The 18,337-nt window shown below is 70.4% G+C and carries 11 protein-coding genes; 7 read left to right on the forward strand and 4 right to left on the reverse strand.

Annotation, left to right across the window (positions count from 1 at the left end):
• The first annotated feature begins 27 nt into the window (after positions 1–27).
• From Q9246_RS10465 to Q9246_RS10475, 3 genes are read left to right on the forward strand one after another with little or no spacing between them, the layout of a single operon-like run.
• The gene (locus Q9246_RS10465; protein WP_306397489.1) at positions 28–2,670 is read left to right on the forward strand and encodes a putative bifunctional diguanylate cyclase/phosphodiesterase; all 2,643 of its coding nucleotides are present in this window, start codon (positions 28–30) and stop codon (positions 2,668–2,670) included.
• Entirely contained in the window at positions 2,660–4,021 is a 1,362-nt protein-coding gene (locus Q9246_RS10470; protein ID WP_306397490.1) for an aminotransferase class I/II-fold pyridoxal phosphate-dependent enzyme, read from the forward strand. Before Q9246_RS10465 ends, Q9246_RS10470 begins: the two co-directional genes overlap by 11 nt.
• Positions 4,014–7,289 carry an AMP-binding protein gene (locus Q9246_RS10475; RefSeq protein ID WP_306397491.1) on the forward strand — a complete coding sequence of 1,092 codons (3,276 nt, stop codon included), beginning with the start codon at positions 4,014–4,016 and terminating at the stop codon, positions 7,287–7,289. Before Q9246_RS10470 ends, Q9246_RS10475 begins: the two co-directional genes overlap by 8 nt.
• Here the strand turns inward: Q9246_RS10475 and cphA are convergent.
• Genes cphA through Q9246_RS10490 form a run of 3 tightly spaced genes read right to left on the reverse strand, consistent with a single transcriptional unit; the run spans position 7,224 to position 11,595 of the window.
• Positions 7,224–9,812, reverse strand: coding sequence for a cyanophycin synthetase (gene cphA, locus Q9246_RS10480; protein ID WP_306397492.1), 2,589 nt, complete (start codon positions 9,810–9,812; stop codon positions 7,224–7,226). The genes Q9246_RS10475 and cphA overlap by 66 nt on opposite strands.
• Entirely contained in the window at positions 9,809–10,687 is an 879-nt protein-coding gene (locus Q9246_RS10485) for a cyanophycinase (protein WP_306397493.1), read from the reverse strand. Before Q9246_RS10485 ends, cphA begins: the two co-directional genes overlap by 4 nt.
• Complete coding sequence (locus tag Q9246_RS10490; protein ID WP_306397494.1) at positions 10,684–11,595, reverse strand: isoaspartyl peptidase/L-asparaginase; 912 nt, start codon at positions 11,593–11,595, stop codon at positions 10,684–10,686. The genes Q9246_RS10485 and Q9246_RS10490 overlap by 4 nt, the downstream gene beginning before the upstream one ends.
• Before the next feature lie 215 nt (positions 11,596–11,810).
• On the opposite strand from Q9246_RS10490, the gene Q9246_RS10495 reads away from it, so the two are divergent.
• The 4 genes from Q9246_RS10495 (at position 11,811) to Q9246_RS10510 (ending at position 17,615) form a co-directional block, all read left to right on the forward strand.
• Entirely contained in the window at positions 11,811–13,076 is a 1,266-nt protein-coding gene (locus Q9246_RS10495; protein WP_306397495.1) for an Hsp70 family protein, read from the forward strand.
• Between the two features lie 29 nt (positions 13,077–13,105).
• Positions 13,106–13,789 (forward strand): 3'-5' exonuclease, encoded by a 684-nt coding sequence (locus Q9246_RS10500; RefSeq protein ID WP_306397496.1) that lies wholly within the window; start codon positions 13,106–13,108, stop codon positions 13,787–13,789.
• A 124-nt stretch (positions 13,790–13,913) separates the two neighbouring features.
• Entirely contained in the window at positions 13,914–15,338 is a 1,425-nt protein-coding gene (locus Q9246_RS10505) for a tetratricopeptide repeat protein (protein WP_306397497.1), read from the forward strand.
• A gap of 108 nt (positions 15,339–15,446) precedes the next feature.
• The gene (locus tag Q9246_RS10510; protein WP_306397498.1) at positions 15,447–17,615 is read left to right on the forward strand and encodes a prolyl oligopeptidase family serine peptidase; all 2,169 of its coding nucleotides are present in this window, start codon (positions 15,447–15,449) and stop codon (positions 17,613–17,615) included.
• 55 nt (positions 17,616–17,670) lie between these two features.
• On the opposite strand, the gene Q9246_RS10515 is transcribed toward Q9246_RS10510, so the two are convergent.
• Complete coding sequence (locus Q9246_RS10515) at positions 17,671–18,246, reverse strand: helix-turn-helix domain-containing protein (protein ID WP_306397499.1); 576 nt, start codon at positions 18,244–18,246, stop codon at positions 17,671–17,673.
• Between the last annotated feature and the right edge of the window lie 91 nt (positions 18,247–18,337).

Genomic DNA, 18,337 nt, shown 5'->3' on the forward strand with positions numbered 1-18,337 from the left:
GTGTGCGCAACGGTAACCGGGAATTCCATGAACGACGACAGCACACAGCGGTGGAGCGGGCGCTACCTGGGCGTCGCGCATCGTTTCATCCCGGCCGCGCTGCAGCAGGATGCCGCGCAGACCGCGCGCGCCGGCAATGTGGTCAACGCGGCGGTCATGGCCGGCACCGCCGGACCGCTGTACGCGCTTGCCTACTGGCTGCTGGGCCTGGAAACGGCCGCGGTCGAGATCCTGCTGTGCTGCGCCGTGATGCTGTCGGCCCCGCCCGTGCTGCGCCTGACCGGCAGCGTGGTGGCGGCGCGCGAAGTCTTCCTGTGCGCGCTATTCTTCAATTTCAGCTGGCTCAGCTGGCATCTGGGCGGCATCGTCTCGCCCACCGTCAGCTGGCTGATCACGGGGCCGGTAGTGGCCATGTTCCTCGGCGGGAAGCACTGCGCCGGCTTCTGGCTGGCCATGAGCTGCGCCAGCGCGACCCTGATCTACCTGCTGGAAGCGATTGGCCTGGCCCAGCCGCTGGCGCCGCGGGCCGACATGCCGCTGCTGCACCTGGTGTGCGACCTTGGCCTCTACGTCGTGGTGCTGGTGTTCGTGCTGCTGTTCGAGCTGACCAAGAACGAAGGTTTTTCGCGCCTGCGCCAGGCGCTGTCCACGATCAACGAGCTGGCGATCCGCGACGAGCTGACCGGCATCCACAACCGCCGCTTCCTGCTCGACCTGGTGGAAAAGGAAAAGGAACGCGCCGACCGCCACGGCAGCGAGTTCTGCCTGTGCCTGTTCGACATCGACTTCTTCAAGCGCATCAACGATACCTATGGCCATGCTGCCGGCGACGCCGTGCTGCGCGCCTTCGCCCAGTCGGTCCAGGGCCAGTTGCGCACGCTCGACGCCTTCGGGCGCTACGGCGGCGAGGAGTTCCTGCTGATGCTGCCCGAGACGCCGGCCGCCAGCGCGATCGCGCTGGCCGAACGGGCGCGCGGCGTGGTCGAGGGCCTGCGCTGCCTCGATGGCGAGCGGGCGATCACGCTGACGGTGTCGGTCGGCGTGGCCGAGTACCGGCTGGGCGAGAAGGTGGCGCACACCATCGTGCGCGCCGACCAGGCCCTGTACCTGGCCAAGGCGGGCGGGCGCAACCGGGTGCTGTGCCATGGCGAGGACGGACCGGCCGAAGTCGCGGCGGCGCCGGCCGCGCCGGAGGGCGGGGCGGTGGCGGTCCTGCGCGCGCCGCCCGAGGGCGCCGAAGGCCACGGACGCGACCAGTTGACGGGCCTGCTGAACCGGCGCCTGCTGCGCGACCGCCTGCGCCATGCGATGGACCGCGCCCGTCGCAACGGCCGTCTGGTGGCGCTGCTGCTGTTGAACATCAACCGCTTCAAGGAGATCAACGACGCCCTCGGCTACGAGGCCGGGGACGCGCTGCTGCACCAGGCCGGCCATGCGGTCCGGCGCTGCCTGCGCGACTGCGACACGGTGGCGCGCTGGGGCGGCGACGAATTCGTGGCCCTGCTCGAAGACCTGGGCAGCCAGGCCGATGCCCAGCTGGTGGCCGACAAGATCCTGGACCGCTTCACGGCGCCGCTGACGGTCGCCGGGCGCGATTGCTACGTCACCCTGGCGGTCGGCATCGCGCTGTACCCGGCTGCCGGCTGCGACGCCGACGCGCTGCTCAAGCGGGCCGACGTCGCCATGCGCAGCGCCAAGGGCTGGGGCCAGAACATCGTGCGCGTATATGCGGTCAATGGCGCCGCCCCAGCCGCCCTCGGGGCCGAAGCCGGAGCCGGAGCCGGAGCCGGAGCAGCCGCGGCGCTGCCGCCGCAGAGCGAGCGCCTGGCGCTGAAGAACGGCTTGCGCGACGCGCTGGCCCAGGGCCAGCTGTTCATCGAGTACCAGCCGCAGGTCGAACTGCGCGAGCGGCGCGTGATCGGGGTCGAGGCGCTGCTGCGCTGGCGCCATCCGCTGTACGGCCGGATCGAGCCGGGCCGCTTCATCCCGCTGGCCGAAGAGACGGGAATGATCGTCCCGATCGGCGAATGGGTGCTGCGCTGCGCCTGCCTGCAGAACCGCGCCTGGCGCGCCGCCGGCCTGCCGGAGATCAAGACCGCGGTCAACCTGTCGGCGCGCCAGCTGCGCGAGCCGGGGCTGGCCGTGCGCGTGATCGATATCCTGGCACAGACCGGGATGCCGCCGGCCTGCCTCGACCTCGAGATCACCGAAGGCATCCTGATCGAAGACCTGGCCGCCAACTGCGCCGTCATCAGCCAGCTGCGGCGGGCCGGCGTGCTGGTCTCGATCGACGATTTCGGGACCGGCTATTCGAGCCTGAACTACCTGTGCGAGCTGCCGGTGGACATCCTCAAGATGGATGGCCTGTTCGTGCGCCGCCTGGGGGCGGCCAGCGGCCGCGCGCGCGCCTACGCGGTCGCCGACAGCATCGTGGCGATGGCCCATCGCCTGGGCCTCTCCGTGATCGCCGAATCCGTCGAGACCGCGGAGCAGCTGGGCGACCTGTGCGCGATGGGCGTCGATGCCGCCCAGGGTTACCTGTTCGACCGGCCACTGGCGCCCGAACAGGTGGCGGCGCTGCTGGCGCGCCAGGCGCGCGAGTGCGCGGAGGCGCCGCTGCCGCCGCCCCGCATCCTTGAATCCGTCAATGGAGGACGCCGTGCAGAATGAACCGATTCCGTTCGACCCCGCGCGCGATCCGGCGACGCTGGGCGCCTCGGGCGCCCTGGACGGCAATGTCGCCCTGTATGCCCAGCCGCGCGGGCCCGACCTGCTGCGCCGCGGCGGCGCGCTCGACGCCTGGGTCCAGCTGCGCGCGCGCCATGGCGTGTGGCCTTATGGGCGGGTGCTGGAAGGGCCGCCCGGGCCGCTGGCCAGCGTGGCCGCCGACGGCGAGGCGCCTGCGCGCGGCATCAACTTCGCTTCCCAGGATTATCTGTCGCTGGCGGCCCATCCGGAGGTGCACGAGGCGGCCCGGCGCGCGCTGCACGATGCCGGGCCGCACAGCGCCGGCTCGGCCGTCCTGCTGGGCACGAGCCGCTATGCGCGGGCGCTGGAACAGGCACTGGGCGAGCTGCTGGGCCTGGACCAGCTGGTGCTGTTCCCGACCGGCTGGGCGGCGGCCTTCGGCGCCATCACGGCCCTGGTGCACGCGCACGACCACGTGGTGATCGACGCCCTGGCCCATGCGTCGCTGCGCCAGGGCGCGGCCTGCGCCACCCGCAACGTGCTGGTGCACCGCCACCTCGATTGCGACCACGTGCGCGAGCTGCTGGCGCGGATCCGCGCGAGCGACGCCGTCAACGCGATCCTGGTGGTGACCGAGGGCCTGTTCAGCATGGATGCGGACAGTCCCGACCTGCCGCTGCTGCAGCACCTGTGCCGCGAGTACGGCGCGACCCTGCTGGTCGACGTCGCCCACGACCTGGGCGCGCTGGGGCCGGGCGGCGGCGGGGTGGTGGCCAGCCAGCGCATGCTGGGCAAGGCCGACATCGTGATGGGCAGCTTTTCCAAGACCTTCGCCACCAACGGCGGCTTCGTCGCCTGCGCCCAGCCGGCGGCGCGGCGCCGCCTGCAGCTGTACGCCGGGCCGCACATGTTCTCGAACGCGCTGTCGCCGATGCAGGCAGCGGTGGCCCTGGCGAGCCTGCGCATCGCCGCCTCGAACGAGGGCGACGGCCTGCGCGCCGACCTGCTGCGCAACGCGGTCGAGCTGCGCGCCTTGCTCGGCTGTTCCGGCCTGCATTGCCTGGGCGGTCCGTCGCCGATCGTGCCGGTATGGACCGGTTCGGAGGCCGCGGCGCGGGTGGCGGGCATGCTGCTGGCGCGCGACGCCGTGTTCGTCAACCCGGTCGAGTTTCCCGGCGTGCCGCTCGGCGCGGCCCGGCTGCGGCTGCAGCTGATGGCCCAGCATGCGCCGGCCCAGTTGCGGCGCGGGGCCAGCCTGGTGGCCAATGCCTGCAATCGCGCCGGCGCCGGCCGTCCGACCCACCGGCCCGGCCAGGAGCGCTATCGTGGCTGAGAGCGAGCCGCTGCAGGCGGCGTTCGTCGTCCGGCAGCTGGAACGCCACGCGCGCGCGGCGCCGGCGCGCATCGCCTTCACCTTCGTGCGCGAGGACGGGCGCGCGGAATCGCTCGGCTTCGGCGAGCTGGCCGCGCGCGTCGATGCGCTGGCCGGCGTGCTGGCGCGGGCGGCGGCGCCGGGCGAGCGCGCGCTGCTGCTGTATCCGCCCGGCCTGGCCTTCGTGACCGCCTTCTTCGCCTGCCTGCGCGCCGGCCTGGTGGCGGTGCCGGCGCCGCTGCCGCGCCGCCATGGCAGCGAACAGCACCTGCGCGCGCTGCTGGTCGACGCCGATCCGGCGCTGGCCCTGGCCACGCGCGAGGCGGCGCCCGCCCTGGCGCCGGCGCTGGCGGGCGGGCGCACCCACCTGCTGTGCACCGATGCGGCCGACGTCGACCTGGCGCCGTTGTCCGCGCCGTTGCCCGCGCCATTGCCTGCGGTCGAGGCCGACGCGCTGGCCTTCATCCAGTACACCTCCGGCTCCACCATAGCGCCGCGCGGGGTCGAGGTCGGCCACGCCAGCCTGGCCGCCAACGTCGCGATGATCCGCGCCGCCTTCGGCTTCGACGCCGACAGCGTGATGGTGAGCTGGCTGCCGCCGTTCCACGACATGGGGCTGGTGGGCAGCATCGTCGTGCCCGTCAGCGTGGGCTTTCGCTCGGTGCTGATGGCGCCCGCGACTTTCCTGCGCCAGCCGCTGCGCTGGCTGGAAGCGATCGACGCCTATCGCGCCACCTGCGCCGGCGCGCCCGATTTCGCCTGGGACCTGTGCGCGCGCCGCGTCACGCAGCGAGATAAAGCCCGGCTCGACCTGTCCTGCCTGACGGTGGCCTACAACGGCGCCGAGCCGGTGCGCGCGGCCACCGTGCGCCGCGTGTTTGCGGCGTTCGCCGAATGCGGGCTCAAGCCCGGCGCGATCTTCCCGTGCTACGGCCTGGCCGAGCACACCCTGCTGGCGGCCGGCGGCCCGCGCGGGCAGGCGCCGCGCACCCTCGCCATCAGCCAGTCGCGGCTCGAGGCGGGCCAGGTGCGCGAGGCCGACCGCAGTGACCCCGATGCGCGCGAACTGGTGAGCTGCGGGCCGCCGGCGCCGGGCGTCGACCTGCTGGCGGTCGATCCGGACAGCGCCCGCCCGGCGGGGGCGGGGCGGGTCGGCGAGATCTGGCTGGCCGGCGCCGCGGTGGCGCGCGGCTACCGCAATGCGCCGGCGGCGGCGCAAGCCTGTTTCGAGGCGCGCCTGGCGGATGGCGCCGGGCCGTGGTTGCGCACCGGCGACCTGGGTTTCGTGCGCGACGGCGAGCTATATATTACCGGGCGCCTGAAGGACCTGGTGATCGTCAATGGCCGCAACCTCTATCCGCAGGACGTCGAGATGCTGGTGGAAGAGGTGGCCGGCTTCGTGGAGCCGAACCGCTGCGCGGTGTTCGGCGTCGACGATGGCGGCCAGGAGCGGCTGGCGATCGTGATCGAGGCCGACCGGGCCCTGGTGCGCCTCGCGCGCCGCGGCCAGGCGGACGGCGCCTGCCTGGCCCGGCTCGACGCGCTGGCCCAGCGCATCCGCAGCGCGGTCGCCAGCCGCTTCGGCACCACGGTCGCGCTGGTGGTGCTGGTGCGTCCCGGGACCTTTCCGCGCACCAGCAGCGGCAAGGTGCAGCGCGCGCTGTGCCGGGCGCGCAATGCGCGCGGCGAACTGGACGTGGTGTACGCGGCCCGCGAGCTGCATCCGCGCCGCCGCAGCAGCGACGGGCGCGAACCGTCCGCCGCCGAGGACAGCCGGCGCACGGCGCACGCGATGCGCGACTGGCTGCGGGGCTGGGCGCCGCGCCGGCTCGACTCGCGCCTGATGGACGAGCGCCGCACGATGCCGCCGCACGTCCTGCTCGACCTGGGCAATCACGGCTTCCTGGGCATGCAGGCGCCGCTCGCGCTGGGCGGCAAGGCCTTGTGCACCGTCGACCTGCTGGGTCTGATGGAGCAGTTGGCCGCGATCGACCTGACCCTGGCCACGGCGGTCGGCGTGCACAACGGCCTGGGCCTGCGGCCGCTGCTGCGCTTCGCGCCGGAGCGCCTGCGCGCGGCGGTGGCGCCGCACCTGGCCGGCGGGCGCCAGCTGGCCGCCTTCGCGCTGACCGAACCGGCGGCCGGCGCCAATCCGCTGGCGATGCGCACCCGCGCCCAGCGCTGCCCCGGCGGCTGGCGCCTGAACGGCGACAAGCACCTGATCGGCCTGGCCAACTGGGCCGGCTGGATCACGGTGGTGGCGCGCGCGCTCGACGCAGAGGGCACCGCGTTGGGCACGGTGGCGCTGCTGCTGCCGGACGACGCGCCCGGCCTGCGCCAGGAAGCCGAGGCGCTGACCATGGGCATGCGCGCCATGGTCCAGAACGCGCTGCGCTTCGACGACGTGTTCGTGCCCGACACCCACGTGCTGGGCCAGCCGGGCGCCGGGATGGAGGTGGCGCGCGACGCGATGGCCTTTGCCCGGCTCGGCATCGGCGCGCTGTGCGTGGGCGGCATGAAGCGTTGCGCCCAGCTGATGCTGCGCTACGCCAGCCGGCGCGAGGTGGCGGGCGGGCGCCTGCTCGACCACCCGGTGACGCTGGCGCGCCTGGACGAGCTGACCGGCGCGATCGCCGCGCTCGAGACGCTGGTGCTGGCGCTGGGCGCGCACGACGATCGCGGCGGCAGCGACGGCGGCCTGCCGCAGGAAGCCTGCATGGCCTGCAAGTGCGTGGCCTCGGAACTGCTGTGGGAGGCGGCGGACATGGCGATGCAGCTGCTGGGCGGACGCGGCTACCTGGAGCCGAACCTGATTCCGCTCCTGATGCGCGACGCGCGCGTGATGCGCATCCTGGAAGGACCGACCGAGGCGCTGTACGTGCATCTCGGCGCCGGCGCGCTGGACGGCGGCTGCCTGGCCTTCGCGGCCGAGGTGCTGGACACCCCGGGCGCGCGCGACGCGGTGCGGCAGGCGCGCGCGGCGCTGGTCGAGGCCGGGACGGCCTGCCCGAGCTATGCCGCTGGCGAGCTGTGCGCCTGGACCCTGCTGGTGGCGGCCTGCGGCGACGGCCCGGCCGCCCTCTGGGCGCGGCGCCGCTGGTCGGTAACCCTGTCCACCATTCCGGTGCATCTCACTCTGACCCTAGTTAATGGGGCGGTGGGGTTAGGTTGTGGTGGCTTCGATGCGGCGGGCGAGGTCGGGGCGGGTGGGGCGCAGGGCTTCGGTTAGCTCGGAGATCGAGGAGCCGCAGCCGAAGACCAGGACGTCGCCCGGGCGGCACATCGAGAGGCCGAGGCGGATCGCGCGGTGGACGTCCAGTTCTACTTGCAGTTGCTCGCTGTCGATTTTTCCTAGTTTGGCGCCGCGCGCGAGTAACGTCGCCGTGTCGCCGGCGGGGCGGCCGCGGTTTTCGGTTTCGTAGATCACCAGCTCGTCGAAACCGGCGGCGCAGGTGCGGCCGATGTCGACCAGGTCGGCGTCGCGGCGGTCGCCGGGGGCGGCGACTACACCCACCAGGCGGCCCGGGGTCATCGCGCGCGCCATGTCGGCCAGGGCGGCGTAGGCGGCGCAGTTGTGGGCGTAGTCCACCACCACCGTCACGCCGTCCACGTCGAACAGGTTCGAGCGCAATGGATTGTGCTTGCTGTCCGAGACGAAGCCGCGCAGGCCGTCCGCGATTTCGCCATTGTCGAAGCCGAAGGCGGTCAAGGCCGCGGCGGCGGCCATCGCGTTGGCGATGTTGTAGCGCGCGCGGCCGCCCAGCGAGGCCGGCATCTCGCGCACGTCCAGCAGCGCTTCGTGGCGCAGGCCGCTCGCGATCACGATCGTCGAGTCCTGCAGGTAGACCGCGCGTCCGCCATGCTCCACGTGGCGCAGCAGCACCGGGTCTTCGGCGTCGAGCGCGAAATAGATGATTTCCACACCCTCGGCCAGTTCGGCCGCCATCTGCACGCAATACGTGTCCTCGGCATTGAGCACCACCGCGCGCGAGGCGCGCTTGGCTACCACCGCCTTCACCTTCGCCAGGTCGTCGATGGTGTCGATGCCGTCCAGGCCCAGGTGGTCGGCCGAGACGTTCAGCACCACCGCCACGTCGCAACGGTCATAGGCCAGGCCGCGCTTCAGGATGCCGCCGCGCGCCGTCTCCAGCACCGCGAAATCGACGTCCGGTGCGCCCAGCACGCTGCGCGCCGAATGGTAGCCGGTGCAGTCGCCTTCATAGGCCAACTGGCCGTTCAGGTAGACGCCGCTGGTGGTGGTCACGCCGGTGCGCAGGCCCGCCATGCGCACCGTGTGTTCGATCAGGAGGCTGGTGGTGGTCTTGCCGTTGGTGCCGGTCACCGCCACCACCGGGATGCGTCCGTTGCAGCCGCCGAACAGCGCCTCCACGATGGCGTCGCCCGCGTCGCGCGGCGTGCCGCGGCTCGGGTACTGGTGCATGCGGATGCCGGGCGCCGCGTTGACTTCGATGATGCCGCCGCGCTGGGCGCGCAGCGGGCGCGCGATGTCTTCGCAGACGATGTCGATCCCGGCCACGTCCAGGCCGATGGTGAGCGCGGCGCGGATGCAGATGTCGCGTGTTTCTTCCGGCAGCAGGTCGGTCACGTCTTCCGCCGTGCCGCCGGTCGACAGGTTGGCGTTGCCGCGCAGGTCGGCGTTCGCGCCGTCTTCCAGCACCGTGTCGAGAGTATATGCCTGCCTGGCCAGCGCCTCGTCGGCCAGCGCGTCGAGCGGGATCCTGGTGAGGATGTTCGTGTGGCCGTCGCCGCGCGCCGGATTGCGGTTCTCGATCTCCACCAGTTCGCGGATCGTCGACCTGCCGTCGCCGGTCACGTTCGGCGGTCGGCGCCACGAGGCGGCTGCGATCCTGCCGCCGGTGACCAGCACGCGGTAGTCGCGCCCGCGCAGGTGTTCCTCGACGATCACGCGCCGTCCATGCTTGCGAGCGAATTCGAAGGCGCGCGCCACTGCATCAGGCCCCGTGCAATCGACCGTCACGCCCTTGCCCTGGTTCGCGTCCAGCGGTTTCACCGCCACCGGCCGGCCGAGACGGCGCGCGATGCGCTGGGCCGCCTCCAGCGTGGTGACGACGTCGCCCTCCGGCACCGGCACGCCGGCCTGGTCGAGCAGCGCCTTGGTCAGCTGCTTGTCGCTGGCGATGCCGACCGCGATCGAATTGGTGGCGCCGGTGATCGTCGCCTGCAGCCTTTTCTGGCGGCTGCCCCAGCCCAGCTGGAACAGGTTGGCCGATTCGGTCAGGCGCAGCGCCGGGATCCCGCGCCGCAGCGCCGCATTGACGACGGCGCCGGTGCTGGTGCCGATCGCGTGGTGCTCAGCCGTCTCGCGCAGCGCTGCCAGCGCCTCGTGCAGGTCGAAGGCCTGCTCGTGCGCCAGCGCGTCGAGCAGGGCGATCGCGGTGCGCAGCGCTTCCTCGGCCACCTGTTCGATGGCGTAGCCGCACACGACGCGGCGCCGTTCCGGCTGGCCAGGGACTGGCAGGGTCGCGCCATGCTCGCCCGGCGCGCCAGCCATGCGCTGCAATTCCATGACGACCGGCTCGAGGGCGTCCACCAGCAGGGCATCGTCGGCCAGGCGTGCCGCGGCCTCGAGCGGCAGCGCCGGCAGGAGCGCGAGCAGGCGCGCCGCGAAGCCGCGGCCCTTGATGCCGACGTTGTCGACCAGCGCCACCAGGCAGGGACTGGCGGCGTACAGATTGGGCCCGCGCAGCAGGCGTTTTTCCTTGATTCTCATGACAATAGGGTCCGTTTGGTGACGTTTTCCAGGAAGTCCAGCAACTGGGCAGGCACGCGCTTGCCGGTCTGTTCTTCTCCATCGGGCAGCGAATACTTCGTCCCGGCCGGCAGCAGGTGCAGCCGCACATCGATCAGTTCGGGCGTGGCGCGGTCGCGGATCTCGGCCACGTTGGTGCTCATCGAGCGGCCGTCGACCACGGTCACCGCACCTTCGCCCAGCACCTCGATGCCGACGCCGCGTTCGATGACCAGCGCCGTGTCCTCGTCGATGCCGATCCCCTGCAGGTAGGGGTTCTGGGCTACCACCGACAGCAGGCGCGAGAGCCGCTGGCGCTCCGAGAAATGCTGGTCGACCACCACGCGGTGCAGGAAGCCGAGGCCGGCGCCCAGGCTCACCGAGCCTTTTTCTGGCAGCAGATCGGCCCGGCCCTGGGCCAGCATATGGCCCGACATCGCCGAGGCGCCGGCGCTGGTGCCGCCGATCGTGGCGCCGCGCACCTTGAGCGCGGTGTGCATCTCGGCGTCCATCGCGGTGCCGCCGATCAGGGCCAGCAGGCGCTTCTGGTCGCCGCCGGTCATGAAGATGCCGTCGGCCTCGGCCACCTTGCGCACGAAGTCCTCGCCGTTGGCGTCCTCGCGGCTGGTGATTTCGAGGTGGGCGCGTTCCTTCACGCCCAGCGTGCCGAACACGCCGTCATAGATCTTCCACATCTCGTCGGCGATCTGGCTGGCCGCCGTGATCACCACGATGCGCGCATCGGCGCCGCCGGACAGCTCGACGAAGCGCGACAGGATTTCCATATCGTGCTTGCGGTCTTCTCCGCCGCCGATGATCACCAGGTGACCGTTCTTTTGCCGTGCTTGGTCGTTCATCGTTGCACCATCTTCGAATAAGGCATGTCGCTGTTGGAAAGGGCGCCGGCCTCGATGCGGCTGACGGCGGCCAGGCCGACCTCGACGTCAGGCCCGAACAGATCGATCCCGCGCCGCAGGGCCTGTTCGAGCGGCAGGCCGTCGGCGATCCAGCCGTAGACCGTGCGCGCCAGCAGGTGGCGCACGATCTGCTCGCCGATGCCGGTGGCCGCGACCGCGCCCTCCGGACCCGCATAGAAGCCGCTGCCAATGATCGGCGTGTCGCCGACGCGCCCCAGCAGCGACGGCGCCGAGCCGCCGGTCGAGCAGGCCACCGCGAAGTGGCCGTCGGCGCCGCGCACCACGGCGCCCACCGTATCGCAGGCCACGCCTTCGGGCAGCCGCAGCGGCGTGTTGTAGTTCCAGAAGCGCTCGAACAGCTGGGTGTCGACGCCCGGCATGACCGGCACCGAGCCTGCCAGTTGCGCCATGATCCTGCGGTGGTGGGCGCGCTGGCGCTCCGACACCGGCGCGCTTTCGCGCATGCCGATCGCACGCGCGAAGCGGGTGGCGCCGTCGCCGGCCAGCAGCCAGTGCGGCGTGTCGGCCACGGCGCGCGCCAGCTGCACCGGGTTCTTCACCGACTGCACGCACGCGATCGCGCCGAGGCGGCCGCGGGTATCCATGATCGAGGCATCCATTTCGACGGTGGCGCCGTCGAGGCCCAACACCGAGCCGCTGCCGGCATTGAAGCGGCCATCGTCTTCGAGGGTGCTGACGGCGGCGACCGCGGCGTCCAGCGCGTCGCCGCTGACTTCCAGCTGCGCCAGCGCGCGGCGCGCGGCGAGCACGCAGCCGTCTTCGTTCCCGCACGACGCGCCGGCGCCGCCGTGAACCACGACCGCGCCAGCTTGTTGGGGCTTGCTCATCTCGTACTATCCTTTTGCATTATTGTTATCTTCGAGTGGCCGCGCAACATCGTGTGCGGCCTTGACTAATTATGCAAAAGCAATTGAATCAGCCATATCGGTAGCGCCGCCGTGTGTGTGTAAGAGGCCGCTTACAGGGCCGCGGAGGCGGCCTGGAGGGATACAGCCGGCGTGGAATCTGGTACCATACCGCCCCTTCACGATAAAGGGTTCTTATGACGCACGCCTGCGGCGTTGACTTCGGCACGTCCAACTCCACCGTCGGCTGGCTCCGTCCCGGCACGACGCACTCCGCCCCGACCGCGCTCCTGAGCCTCGAGGACGGCAAGCCGACCTTGCCGTCGGTGGTCTTCTTCAATGCCGACGACGAGAAGGTCAGCTACGGCCGCGCGGCGCTCGCCGAATACCTCGAAGGCTACGAGGGCCGCCTCATGCGCTCGCTGAAAAGCCTGCTCGGCACCAGCCTGATCGACGGCCAGACCGAGGTCGCCGGCCGCGCGCTGCCATTTCGCGCGCTGCTGTCGCAGTTCATCGGCGAAGTGAAACGGCGTGCCGAAAGCCAGGCCGGCGTGCCGTTCGAGCGCGCGGTGTTTGGCCGTCCGGTGTTCTTCATCGACGACGACCGCCAGGCCGACCAGCTGGCCCAGGACACGCTGCACGATGTCGCGCGCGCGGTGGGCTTTCGCGAGGTCGGATTCCAGTACGAGCCGATCGCCGCCGCCTTCGACTACGAAGCGCGCATCGACCGCGAAGAGCTGGTGCTGATCGCCGACATCGGCGGCGGCACCTCGGACTTCTCGCTGGTGCGCCTCGGTCCGCAGCGCGCGGCGCGCGCCGAGCGGCGCGACGACATCCTGGCCAATGGCGGCGTGCACATCGGCGGCACCGATTTCGACAAGTACCTGAGCCTGGCCAGCGTGATGCCGCTGCTCGGCTACGGCAGCAGCCTGCGCTCGGGCGCGGCGATCCCGTCCAGCTACTACTTCAACCTCGCCACCTGGCACACGATCAACCAGGCCTATACGCGCAAGAGCGTGGCCCAGCTGGCCGACCTGGCGCGCGACGCGGCCGAGCCGGGCAAGATCGCGCGCCTGCAGAACCTGATCGACGAGCGCGCCGGCCATTGGCTGGCGATCCAGGTCGAAGGCGCCAAGATCGCGCTGTCGGATGCCGACCTGGTGCGCCTGCAGCTCGACCGGCTGTCGCCACCCGAGACGCTCGATGTCGCGCGCGCGCAGTTCGAGGCGGCGATCGCCGGCCTGGTGGACCAGGTGGCCACCACGGTCAAGCGACTGTTCGCCGACGCCGGAGTACGGCCGGAGGACGTGGATACGGTATTCTTCACAGGTGGCTCGAGCGGCGTCGGCCTGCTGCGCGAGCGCATCGGCGCCATGGTGCCAGGCGCGCGGCGCGTGGAGGGCGACCTGTTCGGCAGCATCGGCACCGGCCTGGCGCTGGACGCGCTGCGCAAGTTCGGCTGACGCTTTGTGTAATTAATACAGGAATAGCGATGAGTGTTTATGATCGACCGCTGGTGATGCTCGACTTCGAGACCACCGGCCTGTCGCCCGAGATGGGCGACCGCATCACTGAAGTGGCGGCGCTGCGCATCGTCGGCGGAGAAGTGACCGAGCGTTACGTCTCGCTGGTCAATTGCGGCGTGCGGGTGCCGTCCTTCATCACCCAACTCACCGGCATCACCCAGCAAATGGTCGACAGCGCGCCGCCCGCGCACCAGGTGGTGCCCGAGCTGCTCGACTTCATCGGCGGCGACGTGCTGTCGGCGCACAATGCCAGCTTCGACGAGAAGTTCCTGAAGGCCGAGGGCGCGCGCTACGGCCGCAGCACGGCGCATGCCGGCCTGGTGTGCTCGCTCAAGCTGTCGCGGCGCCTGTTCCCGGGCCTGGCCAGCTACAAGCTGGGCCTGCTGTCCAGCCAGCTCGGCATCGCCTTCCGCGGCACCGCCCACCGGGCCGAGGCCGACGCCCAGGTGGCCGCCGACGTGCTGTTGCATGCCGCGCGCCACCTCGGCCGCACCTGCGGCATCGAGCAGGTCGAGCCCGCCTTGCTGGTCTCGATCAACAAGGTCGCGGCCGCCAAGATCCCCGCCTTCCTCGATAAATATGCGGCCACCGTGCGCGAGCGCCGCGCCGCGGCCGCTGCGGCACCCGTCGCTGCCGCTCAATCCGCCTGAACCGCCCGCGGCGGCGCCCCGCGCGCGCCGCCAGGGCGTCCGATTGTGCGGTCGCAAATCCCGCATCCCGTGCTTTACTTAAAATTTTAGCAATGGGATTGCTGTGACCGCCGAGGGGATGTGGATGAGCCAGGACGCCGCCCGCGAGGGCACCGACACCTATCAATGGTTCCATCGGGCCGCCATCAAGGGCGATCCCTACGCCCAGTTCAACCTGGCCCAGCTCTACCTGCGCGGCGATGGCGTCGCGCCCAACGACGCGCGCGCCGCGGCCTGGATGGCGCGCGCCGCCGCCCGCGGGCTGGCCTATGCCCAGAACTACCTCGGGGTCATGTACTACACCGGCCGGGGCACATGCCGCGACGACGCGCGCGCCGCGCACTGGTTCCTGCGCGCCGCGCGCCAGGGCGACCGCTCGGCCCAGCACAATCTCGGCCTGTTGTACTTCAAGGGGCGCGGCGTGCCTGGCTCGCACCAGGCCGCGATCGGCTGGTTCTACCGCGCCGCCGAGCAGGGCCTGGCGCGCGCCCAGGTTCAGCTGGCCCAGGCCTATCTGCATGGGCATGGGGTCGGCGTCAGCCATCCGCTGGCGATGGCGTGGTTTCGCAAGGCCGCCATGCAAGACCACGTGGCGGCCCAGGTGCAACTGGCCCAGATGTATGCGCGCGGGCAGGGCGTGGCGCCCAGCCCGGGCCAGGCCCTGTACTGGTTCCGCCATGCGGCCGGCGCGGGCGACCCCGGCGCCCAGCGCCAGCTGGGCCTGGCCTATGCCGAAGGCCGCGGCACAGGGGCCGATGCGGCGCTGGCCAGCCACTGGCTCGAACGTGCGGCCGCCGGCGGCGAGCCCGAGGCGCTGTACGCGCTGGGCGGCCTGCTGTCGGGCGGCGGGATGCCGCGCGACAGTGCCCGGGCCTTGCGATGTTACCTGCAGGCGGCGGGCCAGGGCCATGTCCAGGCCCAGTATCGCGTGGCCCGCATGCTGGCGGGTGGCTGCGGCGTGCAGCGCGATGGGGGGCGGGCGCTGGTGTTCTACCGGCAGGCGGCCGAGGGTGGCGCCGCCAACGCCCAGTTCGCGTTGGGCCTGCTGTATGCGAAGGGGCAGGGCGTGCCGCGCGACCCGGCCCAGGCCGCTGCCTGGTACCGGCGCGCCGCCCAGCAGGGCGATGCCAGCGCGCAGAACAATCTCGGCGCGCTATATGCGAGCGGCGAGGGCGTGCCGCGCGACGACGTGCTGGCTGCCTACTGGTACCGCCAGGCGGCGCGCCAGCACCACGCGCCGGCCCAGCACAACCTGGGTGGCCTGTACGCGGCCGGCCGCGGCGTGGTCAAGGATCCGTTGCGCGCCTGCATGTGGGCCTGGCTCGCGCGGCAGGGAAGGGGGCTCGAGAAGGCTGCCCCGGCCGATGTCGCGCTGGCTGCGAGCACGGCGGCGAACGACTACACCGCTTCGCTCAGCCCGGCCGAGCGCAGCCGCGCGCGGACGCTGGTCGAACGCTGGCTGGCGGTCAAGACGAGTCCACGTCGCCTGGTCGGGCGTACCGGCACCTGAATATTGACGCCCGACGCAGCGTTCCCCGCCATATTCAAGCCTGTCATTTCGCGCTATGATGCCCTGCGGCCACAAGCCCACCCCATCATTAAACAGCCCGAGAACAATATGCACATGAGACTCGCCACGCTCGCCGCCGTCCTGGCCGCCGCTTTTGCCGCGCCAGCGATGGCCCAGAGCTGCTCGCCCGCCGGCCCTTCGCTGACCTATCCGGTATCGAAAAAAGTCGACCAGACCGACAACTACCACGGCACCGTGGTGGCCGACCCCTATCGTTGGCTCGAGGACGCGAACAGCGCGGAGACCAAATCCTGGGTCGATGCCCAGAACAAGGTGACCCAGGCCTACCTGGCGCAGATTCCGCAGCGCGAAGCGATCCGCCAGCGCCTCACCCAGCTCTGGAACTACGAGCGCTACAGTGTGCCGGGCAAGGAAGGCGGCCGCTACTTCTACACCCGCAACGACGGCCTGCAGAACCAGGCCGTGCTGTACACCCTCAAGAACCTGGACGAGCAGCCGCGCATGCTGCTCGACCCGAATACCCTGGCGGCCGATGGCACGGTCGCCCTGGCCGGCGCCGAAGTCAGCCCCGACGGCAAGCTCCTGGCCTACAGCATCGCCGCCTCGGGTTCGGACTGGAACGAGATCAAGGTTCGCGACATCGAGACCGGCAAGGACTTGGCTGACCACGTCAAGTGGGTCAAGTTCTCGAGCACCGCCTGGACCAAGGACGGCAAGGGCTTCTTCTACAGCCGTTACGACGAGCCGAAGGAAGCCACCAAGCTGGCCGACGTCAATTACTTCCAGAAGCTGTACTACCATCGCATCGGCACCCCGCAAAGCGCCGACACCCTGGTCTACGACCGTCCCGACCAGAAGGAATGGGGCTTCGGCGGCCAGACCACCGACGACGGCCGTTATCTGATCGTCACCACGACCAAGGGCACCGCGCCGAAATACCGCGTGTCGTACAAGGATTTGTCCAAGCCAGATTCCAAGGTGGTCGACCTGATCGACAACTTCGGCGCCGGCTATGAGTTCATCGACAACGTCGGCACCGTGTTCTACTTCAGCACCGACCGCAAGGCGCCGAAGAAGCGCATCGTCGCGATCGACGTCAGCAAGCCTGCCGAGAACAACTGGAAGGAAATCGTCGCCGAGAGCGCCGACACCCTGGTAGGCAGCGACATCGTCAACAACCAGCTGGTGCTCGAGTACCTGAAGGATGCGCAGAGCGTCGTGCGCGTGATCTCGCTGGACGGCAAGCCGGTGCGCGAGATCGCGCTGCCGGGCATCGGCACCGTCGGCGGCCTGTCGGGCAAGCGCGGCGACACCGAGACCTTCTATTCGTTCACCGGTTTCACCAACCCGACCACGATCTACCGCCTGAACCTGCAGACCGGCCAGAGCACCGTGTTCCGCCAGCCGAAGGTCGCTTTCAACCCGGCCGACTACGAGACCCGCCAGCAGTTCTACACGAGCCGCGACGGCACCAAGGTGCCGATGTTCATCGTGTCGAAAAAAGGCCTCAAGCTGGATGGCTCGAACCCGACCTACCTGTACGGCTATGGCGGCTTCAATATCTCGCTGACCCCGAGCTTCTCGCCGGCCAACCTGGCCTGGATGGAGATGGGCGGCGTCTATGTGGTGGCCAACCTGCGCGGCGGCGGAGAATACGGCGAAGCCTGGCACCAGGCCGGCACCAAGCTGCAGAAGCAGAACGTGTTCGACGACTTCATCGGCGCGGCCGAATGGCTGGTCCAGAACAAGGTGACCTCGCCGAAGAAACTGGCGATCGGCGGCGGCAGCAATGGCGGCCTGCTGGTCGGCGCCGCCACCACCCAGCGCCCCGACCTGTTCGCGGCCGCGATTCCCGCGGTGGGCGTGATGGACATGCTGCGCTTCCACAAGTTCACCATCGGCTGGGCATGGACGTCGGACTACGGCTCGTCGGAGAATCCTGACGAGTTCAAGGCCCTGGTCAAGTATTCGCCGCTGCACAACCTGAAGGCGGGGAGCTGCTATCCGGCGACCATGGTGACTACGGCCGACCACGACGACCGCGTGGTGCCGGCGCACAGCTTCAAGTATGCCGCCGCGGGCCAGGCAGCGCAGGCAGGTGCGGCGCCGTTCCTGATCCGCATCGATACCAAGGCGGGTCATGGCGCCGGCAAGCCGACCGGCAAGCAGATCGAGGAAGTGGCCGATCGCTGGGGCTTCCTGTCGCGTGAGCTGCACATGGGTGACGCGGCCAAGACGGTTGGTGGGACTCACTAACCATTGGCTGTGATGTAGGGTGGGCGGCGGAGCCGACTCGGCGTCCCCGCCCACCCTACCGGTGCACGACCACCAGCACCGCCTTCGCCTCGGTCTTGCCGGTATTGCGAATCACATGGTCCTGGTCGGCCGGATAGCGCGCCGTCGCGCCGTGCCGCACCTTCTTCTTCTCGTTCCCCACTTCCAGCTCGACCGTTCCGGTAATCACCGTCAGGTGCTCCCCGGTGCCCGGATCGTGGGCCTGCGACGCCAGCGCCCCCCCCGGAGCGAGGATCAATTCATACCATTCATACTTGCCCGCCAGGTCCATCGGTCCCAGGATGCGCAGGGAATAGCCGGCATGCGCGCCGGGCAGGGTAGGGATTTCATGCGCATCGACAACACGGATCAGCTCGGCACTACGCACCTCGGACGATAGCAGCTCGCCGATCTGCACCCCCAGCGCATTGGCCAGGCGCCAGGTGATGGCGATGGTGGGATTGGCTTTTTCGCGCTCGATCTGGGACAGCATCGATTTCGAGACGCCGGCGATGCGCGACAGATCTTCCAGTGTCAGGCCGCGCGCCAATCGCAGGCGCTGTAGCGTGGCGCCAACTTCTGGCGGGGCATTGTTTGTTAGAGTGGTGCTCATTTTCCGTGTGCGTGCCTGTATGCGTATTGCTTAAGTCGAAACGCTTATAAGTATATTGCAAGCCGCTTGCCAAGTTCATTGGCTGGGCGTA

Origin of the sequence: Telluria beijingensis, from assembly GCF_030770395.1 — a bacterium.
Classification (GTDB): Bacteria; Pseudomonadota; Gammaproteobacteria; order Burkholderiales; family Burkholderiaceae_D; genus Telluria; species Telluria beijingensis.